General features: G+C 68.1%; 17 protein-coding genes. 4 read left to right on the top strand and 13 right to left on the bottom strand.

The features are described 5' to 3' along the window. Positions 1-147: 147 nt before the first annotated feature. From ACK8OU_RS19025 to ACK8OU_RS19005, 5 genes are read right to left on the bottom strand one after another with little or no spacing between them, the layout of a single operon-like run. Positions 148-276 (bottom strand): hypothetical protein, encoded by a 129-nt coding sequence (locus ACK8OU_RS19025; RefSeq protein ID WP_410304922.1) that lies wholly within the window; start codon positions 274-276, stop codon positions 148-150. Between the two features lie 5 nt (positions 277-281). Continuing rightward, entirely contained in the window at positions 282-626 is a 345-nt protein-coding gene (locus tag ACK8OU_RS19020) for a hypothetical protein (protein WP_250046201.1), read from the bottom strand. Between the two features lie 32 nt (positions 627-658). Continuing rightward, positions 659-982 (bottom strand): hypothetical protein, encoded by a 324-nt coding sequence (locus ACK8OU_RS19015; protein ID WP_410304921.1) that lies wholly within the window; start codon positions 980-982, stop codon positions 659-661. Between the two features lie 10 nt (positions 983-992). Next, positions 993-2,657 (bottom strand): hypothetical protein, encoded by a 1,665-nt coding sequence (locus ACK8OU_RS19010; protein WP_410304920.1) that lies wholly within the window; start codon positions 2,655-2,657, stop codon positions 993-995. Positions 2,658-2,688: 31 nt separating this feature from the next. Then, a complete protein-coding gene (locus ACK8OU_RS19005; RefSeq protein ID WP_410304919.1) occupies positions 2,689-3,072 on the bottom strand; it encodes a phage tail fiber protein in 384 nt (127 codons plus the stop codon). Between the two features lie 157 nt (positions 3,073-3,229). On the opposite strand from ACK8OU_RS19005, the gene ACK8OU_RS19000 reads away from it, so the two are divergent. Further along, positions 3,230-3,517 carry a hypothetical protein gene (locus tag ACK8OU_RS19000; protein WP_410304918.1) on the top strand — a complete coding sequence of 96 codons (288 nt, stop codon included), beginning with the start codon at positions 3,230-3,232 and terminating at the stop codon, positions 3,515-3,517. Positions 3,518-3,546: 29 nt separating this feature from the next. Here the strand turns inward: ACK8OU_RS19000 and ACK8OU_RS18995 are convergent, their stop codons facing one another. The 6 genes from ACK8OU_RS18995 to ACK8OU_RS18970 are packed head-to-tail and all read right to left on the bottom strand — an operon-like array spanning position 3,547 to position 11,605. Further along, complete coding sequence (locus ACK8OU_RS18995) at positions 3,547-4,188, bottom strand: hypothetical protein (protein WP_410304917.1); 642 nt, start codon at positions 4,186-4,188, stop codon at positions 3,547-3,549. After that, positions 4,185-7,463 carry a phage tail protein gene (locus ACK8OU_RS18990; protein WP_410304916.1) on the bottom strand — a complete coding sequence of 1,093 codons (3,279 nt, stop codon included), beginning with the start codon at positions 7,461-7,463 and terminating at the stop codon, positions 4,185-4,187. The genes ACK8OU_RS18995 and ACK8OU_RS18990 overlap by 4 nt, the downstream gene beginning before the upstream one ends. Further along, a complete protein-coding gene (locus ACK8OU_RS18985) occupies positions 7,463-7,864 on the bottom strand; it encodes a DUF6950 family protein (protein ID WP_410304915.1) in 402 nt (133 codons plus the stop codon). The genes ACK8OU_RS18990 and ACK8OU_RS18985 overlap by 1 nt, the downstream gene beginning before the upstream one ends. Then, entirely contained in the window at positions 7,864-8,463 is a 600-nt protein-coding gene (locus tag ACK8OU_RS18980; protein WP_410304914.1) for a hypothetical protein, read from the bottom strand. Before ACK8OU_RS18980 ends, ACK8OU_RS18985 begins: the two co-directional genes overlap by 1 nt. Positions 8,464-8,465: 2 nt before the next feature. After that, positions 8,466-9,119: a hypothetical protein gene (locus tag ACK8OU_RS18975; RefSeq protein ID WP_410304913.1), complete on the bottom strand. Its 654-nt coding sequence runs from the start codon at positions 9,117-9,119 to the stop codon at positions 8,466-8,468. Between the two features lie 11 nt (positions 9,120-9,130). Continuing rightward, complete coding sequence (locus tag ACK8OU_RS18970; RefSeq protein ID WP_410304912.1) at positions 9,131-11,605, bottom strand: phage tail tape measure C-terminal domain-containing protein; 2,475 nt, start codon at positions 11,603-11,605, stop codon at positions 9,131-9,133. A gap of 1 nt (position 11,606) precedes the next feature. Between ACK8OU_RS18970 and ACK8OU_RS18965 the strand changes: the two genes are divergently transcribed. The 3 genes from ACK8OU_RS18965 to ACK8OU_RS18955 all read left to right on the top strand — a co-directional run bounded on the left by ACK8OU_RS18965 (position 11,607) and on the right by ACK8OU_RS18955 (position 13,540). After that, positions 11,607-12,011: a DUF5655 domain-containing protein gene (locus tag ACK8OU_RS18965; protein ID WP_410304911.1), complete on the top strand. Its 405-nt coding sequence runs from the start codon at positions 11,607-11,609 to the stop codon at positions 12,009-12,011. Between the two features lie 193 nt (positions 12,012-12,204). Next, a complete protein-coding gene (locus ACK8OU_RS18960; protein WP_410304910.1) occupies positions 12,205-13,290 on the top strand; it encodes a hypothetical protein in 1,086 nt (361 codons plus the stop codon). A 118-nt stretch (positions 13,291-13,408) separates the two neighbouring features. Then, positions 13,409-13,540, top strand: coding sequence for a hypothetical protein (locus ACK8OU_RS18955; RefSeq protein ID WP_410304909.1), 132 nt, complete (start codon positions 13,409-13,411; stop codon positions 13,538-13,540). A gap of 7 nt (positions 13,541-13,547) precedes the next feature. On the opposite strand, the gene ACK8OU_RS18950 is transcribed toward ACK8OU_RS18955, so the two are convergent. Both ACK8OU_RS18950 and ACK8OU_RS18945 read right to left on the bottom strand, forming a co-directional pair. Further along, positions 13,548-13,691, bottom strand: coding sequence for a DUF7697 family protein (locus tag ACK8OU_RS18950; protein ID WP_410304908.1), 144 nt, complete (start codon positions 13,689-13,691; stop codon positions 13,548-13,550). A gap of 95 nt (positions 13,692-13,786) precedes the next feature. Continuing rightward, the coding region (locus tag ACK8OU_RS18945; RefSeq protein WP_410304907.1) for a hypothetical protein at positions 13,787-14,117 on the bottom strand (331 nt) is incomplete at its 5' end.

Below are 14,117 nucleotides of genomic sequence, written 5' to 3'. Positions count from 1 at the left end.
GTTCGGCACCTTGCGCCAATGGGACCAGGTCAGGATGGGCATGGGGTCCTCCAGATGAAAAAACCGCCTCGGGGGCGGATGGGTGATGTGGGAGTCTGAGCAGAGGCGTTTGTCAGCAGGGCAACCACCGCGCCGCCCGGCGCCCGTTCAGCCGCAGCCGAAGAGACGCTGCAGGAGCAGGATCACGACAAAGATCACGAGGCCGATGCGGATGCGGTGGCGGAAATCGCTCCAGGGGCAGCGCGGGGCGCGGCGCAGATGCAGACGGGGCTTCATGACGCTCAGCCCCGCGGCAGGCGCCCGGCGCGAATGCGCGTGAGCAGCACTTCGATGATGGCAGGGCCAAAGACGCCGACGAGATAGGCGATCGACCCGCCGGCGCCGATGGCGGGGATCGCGCCGGCGGGCAGATCGAGCCAGACCGCGACGAGGCCGCCACCGAGCGTACCCATCCCGCCCGAGGTGAGCGCGCCGAGGATGATCTGGCGGATCGCATCGCGCGAGGAGACCTTGATCACCAGCGCCGAGGTGGCGCCGCCGGCAGCCCCCCAGGCCGCGGCGGCAATGGTCGCATTGGCCGCGACCGAGCGCCAGATCTCGCCCCAGATCGTGGGTTCGTCGGCCATGTCAGCCTCCCTCAACAGCGGATGGGTTGCGATCAGGCGATGTCATCGGCGATCTCGACGCGGATGTAGCCTGCATTGGGAAAGGTCTCGATCGCACCATCGGCATAGGTGACCTCGAACTCGGCCTCATAGGTCCCGCTCTGCCCGGTGTCGCCCGACGCCCAGTCGTAGCGCACCGTGGGCGTGCCGGTCGCCAGCACCACGATCGCGGGCGCGCGCAGGATCGTCGGATCGCCGCGACGCGGGCGCATGTTGAAGACGACGCTGGCGCCGGTGAGGTTCACCTCGGCCGCCGGCTCGAGGGCAAAGCCGAGGGCGGGCGATGTATCGCCCTGCTTGATCCGGAAGGTGTTCATCTGTTCCTCCTCACCTGAGGATTTCGCCGCGCAGATGCGGCTGCACCCGGCCACGGCGTTCCGATGGCGCCACCACGCCGCCATTCGCGCTGGCACGGGGCAGCGCGTGCCGCCTGGTACTGAGGCCCGAGATCCAGAAACGCACCGCCACGAGGGGTGCGCTGTCCACATTCGCGGCGCGCGTCAGGATGACGCGATACGTAAGCACCAGCGCGGAGGCTGCGGTGACGCCAGCCCGACGCGCGCGACGGACACGCGGCAGTGCCGCTGTTACGCACATCGCGTTGACGGCAACGGTCCGGTTCCGGATCACCCGAAGCTGGACCGTGATCATCGATCCGGCCGTCGGCGCGGACCGGGCGCTCAGCTTACCCGAGATAGTGCCGGTGGCCAGAACCGCGGTCTGCGTCCCGATTGTGGCCGATCGTCGCCGTGACACCTGCGCGGAAAGCGCAAGATTGCTCGCGGCGCTAACCGCCGCGCCACGCGTCAGCTTGCCGGCGACCCGCGCGCGGACTGTCACCGTGGAGGACCCCCCCGCCGAAACCGCCCGCGACCGGATCACGCGCGCGGAAATACCCACGCTGCTCTTCGCCGAAGACACCGCGCTGCGCGTCCGATAGCCCGCAACGCTGGCATTGGCGGCGAGAACCGCCTGCGCCGAAATGGAAACCGATCGCGGTCGGACAGTCCGCGCGGTGATTGCGAGCGTCGCGCCGCCCGTGAGTGCGACCGTGTACCGTCGCCTGACACGCGGTGCGGTGAGGGAAAATGCGGCGGCACCCTCGACCGTCACGCTGCGCGACTGCACGAGGCGCGGCGTTCCGAGGATACTGCTCCCCGCCGATGTGGCCGCGGTCCGGGCCCGGATTACCCGGCGCATCGTCGTCGGGACGCTGGCCGCTGTCGGCGCAGCCCTGCGCCTGCGGATCATGCGCTGCGATCCCGCGCAGGCGCTGCCTGACACGATGTGAGCGGCCGCAAACCATGTCGTTCCGCCAGCCGTGGCGGCTTCCAGAGGGATTGCGATCAGGGCCAGCTGACCGGTGTTCGAGACGCTGAACGACGCAATCGCATCTCCGCCAACGGGCGAAAGCTGCAGCTGGAATGCAAGCCCATAGCCCGCGTCCGCCGCAATGACTTGCGTGACCTCCGTCCAGCCGGACCGCGCGGTGAACCCGCCCGGAGATCCGGTGTAGAAACTCGTCCAGAGACACAGCGCCGCGTATCTGTCGCCCGCCGCGACCCCGGCCAGGGCATCCGTCATCGACGTGGCGTTGTTGCCCTTTGCCAGGGGTTCCGGGCTGGCGAAGCTGCCGTCGGTCAGGTCGAAGACCGCAAAGGCAAGAATGTCCTGCTGTTCGCCTGGCGGGTGTGTTGCGGTCAGCACCCCGGACCCGCCACTGCTCGCATCGGTGACGAACAGGCTCACGCGCATGTAGTCGTTGATGCCTGCGTCCGCGAACACGTCCGTGGTGCTGCCAAACAGCGTCCAGGTCTGGCCCGCCCCGCTGAAGCTCGGCGGAGTGGTGTTGTCGTCGCTGTTCAGTGCGCCAGAGAAGACAATGGCCATGGCAGGACGGCCGGCAGTGATTGTGACACTGCCCGACGAGAGCGATGTGGCGGTCGCAATCGTTTGCGCGCTGACAAGGTGCGTGAGGCTGGGGGCTGTCATGGCGGCTGTCCTGCGAGGCTCGGAGAACCGATCAGGTCAGGGTGATGTCGATATCGCCGACCGGGAATTCGATCGTGTCGCTGGGCCCGATCGCGGCGCTGGCGATGTCATCCCAGGCCAGCATGTTGCCGCCACTGAGGGCATCGAAGAAGCCGACCGCAACGATGGTGCCGAAGGCCGTGCCGGTGGCGGTGAAGGCCACGGCCGCCGTATTGGCGATGGCGCCGCCCACCGGCGCGCCAAAGCTGACCGCCTGGCGCGCATAGCCCGCAGCGGCGACTTCCGTGCCGCCGCCGGCATCGCTGGGGCTGGCGGTGAACAGCGCCATGTAGACCGCAGGCGGCGCGCTCAGCGCGGTGTTGCGAAACACATGGTTCAGCAGCGCATTCTCGAGATAGTCGGAAAAGGATGACATGGGTTCCTCCATGGAAAAAGGCCCGCGCGGGCGGGCGGAAAACTGACAAATATGGGGTCAAGTGGCCTGCCTTGGCCGGGGGCTGGTTCACCGCAGCGACCGCTTGAAATCACCGCTCTCGTAGGCGTGAAGCCTCCGGCGGGAACTTCCCGGCAGGATGATCGTTGATCGCGCGGTCGCCGCCATGGCGGCTTCACTGTTTTGCGGACCACAACCTATGCGCGATCTACCTGCATCCAATACTGACATTGGCGAGAACACGGTCGTCCCGACCGTCGAGGATCTTCTCGACTGGCTCGCCGTCACCCACGCGCCGGATGAAGATTACGCAGATGCGCGCGATCGGCTGATGCGCCTCTATGGTAACGGCCATTCGCGCGAAACGCGTGCGCGCATCCAGCGCCGCTTCGCGAAAGCCTGGGCGCGACTGGCGCGCAAAGACTGACATTGATTAGCGCAGCAGATCGATGAGGCTCATGGCGCGAAGCCCTCGAGCGCGGTCTGGACTCCGGAAAGCGCCGCGGTGATTGCGTCCTCAGTCGCGGCCGCCTCGATCTGGCCGATGGCGCCGAGCCGGATCTGCTCGAGCGCGGCGCCGATCGCCTGCCATTGCGCCGACATCGCGAGATAGGTCTGGGCCACATCGAGCGCGGTTCCGCCCGGCGGGGTGATCCCGACTTCGGCCGAGATGAAGGGATAGGCCGCCAGATCCGGTGCAGGGTCGGCGATGAAGGCGCGGGCTTCGGCCTCCTTGCGCAGATAGATCATCTCCTGGCCCGGCAGCTGCGTCACGAAGCGCGCCCGCACCGCGCCACAGGCGGCATTGACGCTGCGGATCGCCGCGCGCCGCATGGCTTCCAGCGCCGCCGCGAGATCGGCCTCGGTCCGCGGATCGGTCCAGAGGCCCGCGGCGTAATCGAACACCGCCCAGGGACCCGGCCTTGGCGGATAGGCCACGGGGGTGCCGGCTGCGATGTAGACCTCCGCCGCGTCCAGCGCGCCGGGCAGGACCGCCTCGTCCGGGCCGATCGTTGCGATCAGCTCCTCGATCTGCGGGCCCCGCAGCACGCGGCGGATCTCGCCGGTGGCGGCGTCATAGACAGTGAGTTCGATCACTTGAGCACCTTCAGGGCGCCGAGGCCCACCTTGGAGGAGGAGGACACGATCGCGCCCGAGACGCTGATCGTGTTCGAGGACTGGGTGATCTGCACCGGAATGGCGAAGCTTTCCCAGAAGGGCGAGAGGTTGGTGTTGTTGACCGAGGTGTACCCGCCCCCGATCGACTTGCCGTTCAGCGCGACATTGTAGCTGTAATACTCGCCATTCGAGTTCTCGGAGTTGAACCAGGTGGAGATGGCGACCTGGAAGGTGGCAAAGACCACCGCCGAGGTCCCGACCGTCGCGGTGAAGGAAAACGTCGGGCTGCCCGAGGAGATCTCGGTCGCGACGAGGCTGGTGATGGCATTGTTGGCGATCTTGATCGTGTTGACCTGCAGATCGGCGATCTTGGCGGTGGTGATCGCGCCATTGGCGATCTTGGCATTGGCGATGGCGGCATCGGCAATGATGCCGCTGGCGGCGGTGATGGCGCCGGCCACGATCTTTTCCGTGCTGATCGCCCCATCGGCGATGAGGGTCGCATCCGAGACGGTGTCGACCTTGACGTAATCGAGCAGCCATTGCCCCGGGGCGTCGAGATAGTTCATCAGCACCATGGGCCGCAGGTAACGCACATCCGCATGCATGAGCCGCGGCGCGGCCAGCGTGCCCGCTCCGCCCGTGCCATGGCCGCGGACATAGCCCGTGTATTCGGAATAGGAACCGACCGGGGGATAGGCGCCCGCAGCGCCGGCGTAATGCTGGCTGCTGAAAGAGGCCGCGCCATTCACATTGACCGGCGTCACGCCATCGGCCGCCAGACCGACAAAGCCCAGATAGAGGCGGTTGGCGCCCGCGACGGGATAGACGCCGCAGCGGATGCGGAACGTCCGGTCGGGGTCGAAGGGGAGCAGGGCTTTCGCCACATACCAGACCTGATCATTGCCGGCATTGTTGCCCGCGCGCAGGACTTTGCCGCCCTGGCGGGCCTGCGCGGAAGCGACGATCGCGAGTTCCCCCGCGCCGTTGACATTCTCCCATTCCGCCAGCGCCGCGGTGCTGTCGAAGACCTCCGAGAAGACGGCGGAATTGTCATGCACGACGAGCCGGGAAGCGCTGAGCGTACCCGGCGCGATCACGTTGTCACCGGCCAGAACGATGGCCGATCCGGCGCCCGCGGCATCGTCCCATTCGAGGATACGGATGTTGGCCGCCCCGGTTCCGCCGATCGGGCGCAGGACCAGCGCGCTCTCGGAGGTTGCCTCGACCGACAGCGCCTTGGCCAGCGCCGAGGCGGCCTCGGCCACGGCCTGATCCGCCGCGGCCTGGGCGTCCGCGATCTCCTGCATCACGGCGGTGGAGATATCCTCGGCCGTGAGCCGCACATCGGGCGTCGTTGCGGTGACCCAGCTGGTCCAGAGCGTGGTAAGCCCCGGAGCGATGTAGCGGATGCGCGCCTCATAACTCGTGGCCCCGATCAGGCCGGCCGAGACGACGACCGCACGGGCGGCGGGATTGTTCATCGTGCCGGTGGCGATGACCTCGGCGGTGCCGCTGCACCGCACCTCCCACTCGACGGCCGCGATCAGCTCGAAATCCTCCTCGCTCCACTCGAGCCGCAGCGCGGGGCGGCGGCCGATGTTCTGGCCGTCGCGGATCTCGATACCGATGACGGTGAAGGCATCGGGGGCCAGATCGGGCGGCACATCCGGCCCGACCGGCGAGATGTCCCAGGGGATCTGATCGGCGGGCGTCCAGTCGTAATCGGCGGCATTCACCTCGCGCAGCGCGAGGTGCTGGATCATCGTGCCCGAATCATCGCCGATCTCGACCACTTCGAAGGTCTTCTCGACATAGCCGTTCTCGGCCGAGGTCCAGGACACCACGTCGAGCGGCTCGAGGATCGCGGCATCGGGCGGCAGGGCAAGCGTGTGGCGGCGAAAGCGGCGCTCGTCCTCGATCCAGGCCCGCATCAGCCGCTGCACCTGGACCGGATAGGGGCAGGCCGGCAGATCGAGCGCGGCCACCAGCTGGCGATTGAAATCTTCCGCCTCCCAGGCGGCATTGTAGCGCGGCGGCGCCTCCTTCGGCTGCCAGAGCGCCTCGGGGTCGGGATAGCTCGCCGTCACCCCGTTGTGGGTCTCGTTCAGCGATCCGAAGGGGGTGAAGCTGGCGCTGTCGCCCAGCACCAGATCCTCGTCGGTGAAATAATGCACCGGCAGAGCGGCGGCCCCCGCGCGCACCTTCCAGACCCCGCCCATCTCGGACAGGGCGCCGGAACAGGTCTTCAGGAGTTCCTCGATCACCGCGCCGGGCTCGTCGTCGAACCGGATCTCATAGCCCGCGCGGTATTGCGGCGCACCGTCCACCGGCTGGTCGCAGACATTCATCGCCGCGAACCAGTTCGACAGCGGCAGATCGGCCGCCGGCACACCAAGGCCCCAGAGGCCGGAACCCCCGACACCAGAACCGGGCAGCTGAATCCCGCGCAGGATATTGTAGACCTGCACGATCGGATTGGCGCTCGGCTCCCAGGTCGCGGGATCCGACCAGCGATGCGCCCCCGATCCACCAACCGTCCCGTCTTTCCTGGGATCGTAGAGCGGCGCGCCCATCATCTCGAACAGGAGCTTCGGCAGGCCGGAAAACCGCGGCCGGTCATAGCGGAAGGTCACGATCGCATAGCAAACACCGGGCCCGACCATGTCGCCCAGCCACGGACGCCCCACCGATATGTCCTGCTTCGTGCCGGTGCCATATTTTGACAGCAGCCAGGGGTCGGCGACCGTCTGGGTGCCGTCGTAAACCTTCACCCAGAGGAAGTTCGCGAAACGCCCGGTCGCGCCCAGAAACCCGTTGGCATCCGGTGTTGTCGCCAGCGTGACCGGCTGGTCGTTCACCAGGAGCCGCTGCAGCGTGCAGCCGGGGAGATCAGCCAGGGCCACGACATAGGTCAGATAGGCGTTCTGCGTCTTGCCATGCGTGCCATGGGTCATCGGCGGGCAGAGATGATGGCCCGCCGTGGCATAGAAGCCGAAGATGCTCGCCTGCGAAGCCGCCTCGCCGGTCGTGGTGGTCTCGGTGACAAGACCGGGCGTTCGGGGTTTGGGCGCCATCGCGCGCGACAGCGCGCTCAGCGCCACCGTGGTCAGAAGCCGCCCGACCAGGGTCGTGGTCAGGAAGCTCGCGGTGGCCGCGCCAAGCGCCCAGGCGCCGGTGATGCCGGCACCGGCCACCACCCCGGTCGTCAGAAACGAGGCGGCCCCGGCAAGGAAGGCTCCGACGGGCGGCATCAGTTCACCTCGTAAGCGCGTGTCGCCGCCAGGAGCGGCACGAGGGCCAGGCCGCCCTCTTGCAGCACATGGATGTATTCGCCCTGCACGACACCGAAGGCATCGCCCGCATCGCCCGGCACCACGGCCAGATCGCCGACCCGGGCATAGGCCACCGGGATCTCGGGCAGATGCCGCCCGACCAGCGCGAACTGATCGGCCAGCCCCGCCTTGCGCAGCCGCTTCATCGCGCCGGCGAGCGTCCGGTAGCCGCGAAACCCGCGGGCCATGTCGAGACCGGTCATCGCCTGCACCGCACCGAAGGCAAAGAGCGCGCAATCATGCGTGCCATAGGCAAAGGGTTTGCGCGCAGCAGTGGCCAGATGCGCCTGCAGCCTTGTGCGCCAGTCCGGGTAGCGCATCAGCGTGCCTCCCCCCAATGGATCGGCACCGATCCGGAGACGTCGCAATACCGCCCGATCCGGTCGCCGCCGCGCAGCCTGTAGCTCGCATCCGAACGCTTCAGCGGCAGCGGCACCGTCAGCCCGCGCGCATGGCTCACCAGCGTGAGTTCGACCGTGTAATCTCCGCTGCCCGCCTCGTTGAAGGTAACCCCATCGACCCAGCCGCGCAGCATCCGCACCGGTGCCCCGATCGGCGTGGTGGGGGCTTGCGGGTCGAAGAGGACGCGGTGGATCTCGGCCGGGGCGAGACGCGGATCATAGCCGCGGATCAGCTCCTGGGCCTCGGGCGAGAGCGCCGAGAGCGTCACGACATGGCTGCGGACCTCCACGCCGATCTGGCCGGTGATCTGTCGCAGATCGAGGAGGGCGCCGACGCCGTGATAGTCGCGCGGCGCGCCCTCGATGGTGAAGCTGCGGGTATATTCCCCGGTCCAGAGGCCGAGGGACTCGGTCGCCCCGGTGCTGCGGTTGCGCGCCGTGATCCAGAGCAGGTGGCGCGCGAGGGTGGGGCGGCGTGCGGCGAGATGGGCGGCGGTCGCGGGATCGAAGCTGCGCATGGTTACCTCAAGGTCTGGACGACGGAAAAGGCGATGCCGCGGCGCCAGATGCCCTGGCCCTGACCCGGGTTCACCGAACCGGGGATAATCAGGGCCTTCATCGCGGGGCGGACCAGGCTGACCGGGGTGCCGAGACTGGCGCCGGGGCGGATCCCGGGCACCACTTCGAGAAGGCCGGTGCTGCCGCCGGCCCCGGCGGTGCTGCCCACGACAACGCGGTGCAGCGCGTATTTGACGGGCGATCCGTAGGGGAAGCCCAGCATGTCGCCGGGGGCGAGCAGATAGCCTGCGGGCAAACCCGAGAGCGTGAGGGCGCGGGCATTGGGTGCGAGGCTTGCGATCACCGGGGTGGCGGCGCCCAGCGTGAGGCCGTCTGGATCGTGGATCGGGCCGGGGCGTGGCAGGGGATGGACCATCAGCGCGGCGCCGGCCATCTGCAGCGCCTCGATCCGGGCCATCACCGCATCGGCGGCATCATGGTGCGCCTGCCAGAGCTCCACCGTGCCGGTCCAGAGCCGGGCGCCCTGATCGGCCACCAGGATCTCGCCGCCGCGGGTGCGGGTGTGGCTCAGTGCCTCGCCCAGCGAAAACCTGGCCGTAGCCACGCGCAGCCCGCCCCAGAAGGCGGCGGCCGCGATCGGGTCGTCTTCAGCCATGGTCGTTCCTCTCAGACCTTGCGCGGATCGCGGGTGATCTGCTGCAACCGGCGCGGCAGGGCGCGGTCATAGCCCTCGACCACGCGCGCGGCGATCTCGCCGCTCAGCTGCACCACCTCCGCCTTCAGACTGCCGCCCTCGACAAACACCCGCACGTCGACAATGCCGCCGCCGGTCCCCGGACCGCCCCGGGCACGCTGCGCCTCGCCCCGCGACAGCACCCGTTCGCCGCGTTGCAGGATGGCCGGCACTTCGTCGGGCCGGAGCCCGGCCCAGCCGCCCGCATGCATGCGCGGGGCGGCGGCAAAGAGCGTGGTCGGGACCTGGCGCTGCGGTCCGTCGCGACCCACCGTGCCGCCCGCATGCAGGATGCTGGCGCCCAGAAGCGCGGTGGTGCCCGCCCGGCCTGCGCCCGAGAATGCCCTCGCAAGCCAACCCGCCAGAGGGCCGGTCACCGCAGTGCGGAAGGAGAGCTTCGCGAGATCGGCGAGCATCGAAGTCACCAGGTCGCGGAAATCGAGCTTGCCCGTGCGCACGAAAGTGCCCACCGCTTCTTCGGCGCTGCGAAAGGCGCCGACCAGCGCTTCGCCCACGCCCGCGCCGATGCGACGCGCCTGATCGGCATAATCCCTGAGCGCCGCGCGCACCGCCTCCCAGCCCTGTCTGGTCTCTTCGGCGGCGGTCTTTCCCGCAGCCCCGGCCCGGCCGCCCGCGGCGGCGGCCTGATCAAACCCCTCGGCCAGATCGCCGGTCACCGTTGCGGTGTCGTCCAGCGCCGCTTCGGTTCCCGTCACGGCCTGCTTCAGCGCCGCCCAGGCGGGCAGAGGACGTGCCGCGGCCTGCGCGAGTTTGTCGGCGGCTTCCGCAGAGGCGCTCGACCGGCCGCGCGCGGCCTCCGTCCTGCCGCCGAAGAGATCGGGGGCCGCGGCATAGGTCCTGCCCAGTGCCGCCTGAAACGCCGTCCCGGCCGCATCGCCCGCGGCCGCCGCTGCGCCCTCGAAAGGGTTTGCGAGCCCCCCGAGATCGACAGCGCCCAGCGTGCCGATGCGGATCCCGTCACCGCCGGTGGCCCAGTCGGGCAAGAGCGCCAGCGCCGCGTTCAGCCCCTCGATGAAGCCATTGATCCGGGTGACGACCGCATTCAGCATCGCCTCGACGCCGGCGATCAGCCCGTTCGCCGCGCGGTAGGCGAAATCCCCGATCGCCTGCGGCAGGGCGCCCCAGATCGCCTTGACCGCATCGAACGCCCCCTGGAACGTCCCCACCGTACGGTTGCCCCAGCCGACCACGGCCTCAAGCGCGCCCTGCAGGCCCTCGAGGATCCCGGCCTGGGCCGCAGCCCAGCCGGCTTCGACCCGGGACCAGGCGGCTGCGGCGGAGAGAGCAAGGCGATCCCAGGCCTGCACTGCGAGATCCCTGAGCAGCGACAGGGCAGTGCCGATGCCGCCGGTCGCGATGGCAAGCCGGGCAAACTGATGCACCAGTTCCCCGGCACCGACGATCAGCACGCCGATCCCGGTACGGATCAGTGCGCCGCGCAGGGCCACCAGCGAGAGCGTCAGGCCCTTCACCGACAGCGCGGCCAACGCCAGCGAGGCCACCCAGCGCCCGGCCATCACCCCGGCAAAGGTCGCGGCATAGGCGGTCAATCGTCCGATATTGTCGAAGGCGAGGCCGATCGCTCCTCCCAAGGGGCCGGTGCTGCGCGCAAGCGCGGCCATGGCGTTCGCCACCGTTTCCAGCGCCGGGGCGGCGGCAACGGCAAGCTGGTTCGACACCCCACGCCAGATCAGGCCCAGCCGCGACAGCGCGTCATTCGTGCGCTCGATCTGATCGGCATCGGCTTCCGAGACCACCACCCCGAAGTCGCGGACATCGTCGGTCGCCTGGCGCAGCGTGGCGGTGTCGATGCGCGACATCGCGATCGAGCCTTCCTCGCCAAAGATCTGCCCCGCCACAGCGGCGCGCTGCGTCACCGGGATGAAATCCTCCATCGCCGCGGAAACCGCCGCAATGCGCTGGTCGAGCGGCATTTGCAGCAAGGTTCCCGCGGACAGATTCAACCGGTCCAGCGCGTCCGCCACCGGGCCGCCCGCCGTCGCCGCCTGGCTCAGCCGCCGCGTCATGTCCTTCGTTGCCTGCTCGATCCCGGAAAAACCGACGCCGGCCAGCTCGCCCGCGCGCGCGAGCCGTTGCAGGCTCTCAACCGTGGTGCCGAGCGATTGCGCAAGCTTGGCCTGTGCATCCACCGTCTGCAGACCCGAGCGCACCAGCGCGACCCCGGCCGTCGCCACCGCCGCGCCCGCCGCCGCCGCCGCCAGCTTCGCGCGCCGGGTGAAGGCCGCCAGCCGCGCAGTGGCCAGATCCATCTCGCGCGAGATCCGCGTGAAGCCGCGCGATCCCGCCGCCCCGATCCCCTCCAGTTCGGCGCGCACCTGGCGGCCGCCCACCGCCGAAAGGCGCACGGAAACGCGTTTCTCGGCCATGATGGATTTCCACACTTTCGTTCGTGCGCGTGATAACGTTCACGCCATGAGAATTGAGGAGTTCTTCCAGGGCCGCCGTCCGGCGCGAGAAATGTTCGACGCCGTCACGAAGATGATGGCCAGACTTGGCCGCTTCGAGACCCGGATCGGCAAGAGCCAGATTGCCTTCACGCGGACACATGCGTTCGCGTGGATCTGGTGCCCGGATCGGTATCTGCGCGGCCCTGATGTCGCGCCACTGGTTTTGAGTGTCTCGCTCCCCGCGCGCGATCCATCTCCACGTTGGAAGGAAATCGTCGAACCCGCGCCCGGACGCTTCATGCACCATCTCGAGTTGCGTAGCCCTGCCGATCTTGATGACGACATCGCGGACTGGCTGCGTCGTGCGTATGACTGCGCATCGTGACGGCCCGTGTGATTCTCCAAGTTCCAGCGGTCGTCGCTGCCCGCTGCAGCCTCACGAAGCGCGAAATGCATGATCGACCGACAAGTTCGGGCGACCTCATCTTCAAGCGGCGCGCCACTTGGGGATTGTCGGTTGACAGCCAGCAACGCCCACCTCACGATGATGAGGCCCTGTAGTGCCGGAGGACGTCGACATGTGGATCGAGCGCAGCTTCCGTGCGACCATACTGTGCCTTTTTCTTGGGAGCGGCGCGGTTGCCGCTCAGGAAACATGCGAGATGCCCCGCGAAGGAATCTGGCGCATGTCGACAGGTCAAACGCGAACGATCATGGGGCCTGGCGGTGGCCCCGACGGCCAGGAGTTCCAGCTTTCCGTAGAGGAGTGTGGCGAGACCCTGGTGCTCACTGGCTTCGGCTCGCCCGAGACGGGTAACGTCAAGCGACTGGCCCGGCAGGAGGATCAGAGTTATGCAGTTCGGATTCCCTACCGAGGAATCGCCTATGTAAGCTGGAGCCTGCAAACGACCTCGCCCGAGACATTTACGCTAAAATGGACTTTCGGCGTTGATGGCGCGGGTGGCGCAGCTTGGTCAGACGGAGGCGCCGCGCTTGTTACGCCTGCCGCAGTTGGCCGTGTAGATCCGCGATGCGATTGCAAGCCCTTCCTCGATCAGCTGCGCGAGAGAATCGAAAGTGCCAGGTTCTTTGAGAACCTCTATTCCAATCCTGTCCTGCACAGCAGCCCTTCGAACATGCCCCAGGCCAGGCCTTGGCGAACGCATCATATGGAATATGCCATCGACCTTGTCGCGACGCAGGATCTGACACCAGCCGCTGCGGTCGCGGCCGCTGCAGAACGCGAAGCGAACGGATGGCAGCGCGCCGCGGGCATGGGAGGCTCGAGCAGCGCGCCGTCGGCCCCCTCCGGTTCTTCGGGTAAACTGGACTCCCCTAGCCCGATTTCCGTCGCTTCTACAAATTGTCAGACCTGCAAGGTCGAAGTCTCGGAACGTCCCACAGGGTGCGCTGCTGATGTGTTGGAGACCGCGACGCTTGCACACGAGGAGGTTCACGCCACGGCATGCCGCGACCAGCGCCGCGCGCGCGAGTCGGCACTGACAGCGATCCTGAACGGCGAGCGTGTAGCAGAACCTTCGACCTATTGCGTGGTGACGAACGAACCCAAGGTGTTGGCGGCGGAAGAGATCAGGGCCTATGCGGCCGAAATAGCGCATATCAGGCAGAGCTATCAGCGAATGTGTGGTCGCCCTTTGAATTGAGCACGCGTTTCTCGGCCATGTTCGGGATCCTTGAGAGGTGTGAATCATTGGCACATAAGGGCGCAGAAGCCCTCAGCGCCTTGAGGGAACTGCTTGCAACAGGCTGCGGGAGAACGACATGAGCGACGCATTCGCGAGTATCGAGCGCGGCATGAAAGAAGCCCTGGCGAATGCGCGGGGCGAGGATCGCGCCAAGGTCCATGAAATCGAAAGACCGATGCAGAACGTCCGGGCGATCCGCACGCGCTGATCAGCCTTCAGCCGCCCTGCCCGCTCATCTGCTCATTCAGCTTGCGCACCATCGCCGCCTCGAGCGCGGGCAGGACTTCGGCGGCGACAAGTGCGTCGATCCCCAGCGCCCGCGCCATGGCCAGCGCTGCCCCCATGTCCCAGCCGAGCACGGTGCCGCCGCCGAGGCCGCCCGCGACTCGCAACTGCCCGCCCAGCCGCCCCACCAGGTCCCAGATCTGTTCGCCCTCGAACGTGATCGGCGCGTTCAGCCGCGCCGGGCAGTCCGGGCACGGCCCTTGGCAGGCTTCGCAGTACCTGTCGCCCCCTCCGAAGTGCCAGTCGGCAAGGGCGATGAGGCGTTTTTTTCCGCGTCCAGCAGAAGGGCCTTCGCGACATAGCCGCTCTGGAAGGCCTCGAAGATCGGCCAGATCTCGAGGAGCGCGTCGATCCCTTCCGGCGTCACCGGGATCGGCCGACCGTCCCCATCGCCCACGCCCTCCCAGGCCAGGATCGCCCGCCGTGCCAGCGCCTTGGCGGCCGCGACTGCGCGGACCTCGTCCGGGGTGTCGTCGGGCAGGTCCCGCACCGCCGGGTCA

The sequence above is a fragment of the Pontitalea aquivivens genome (genome assembly GCF_046507575.1).
Classification (GTDB): Bacteria; Pseudomonadota; Alphaproteobacteria; order Rhodobacterales; family Rhodobacteraceae; genus Pontitalea; species Pontitalea aquivivens.
This window is presented reverse-complemented; position numbering and strand designations above follow the sequence as displayed.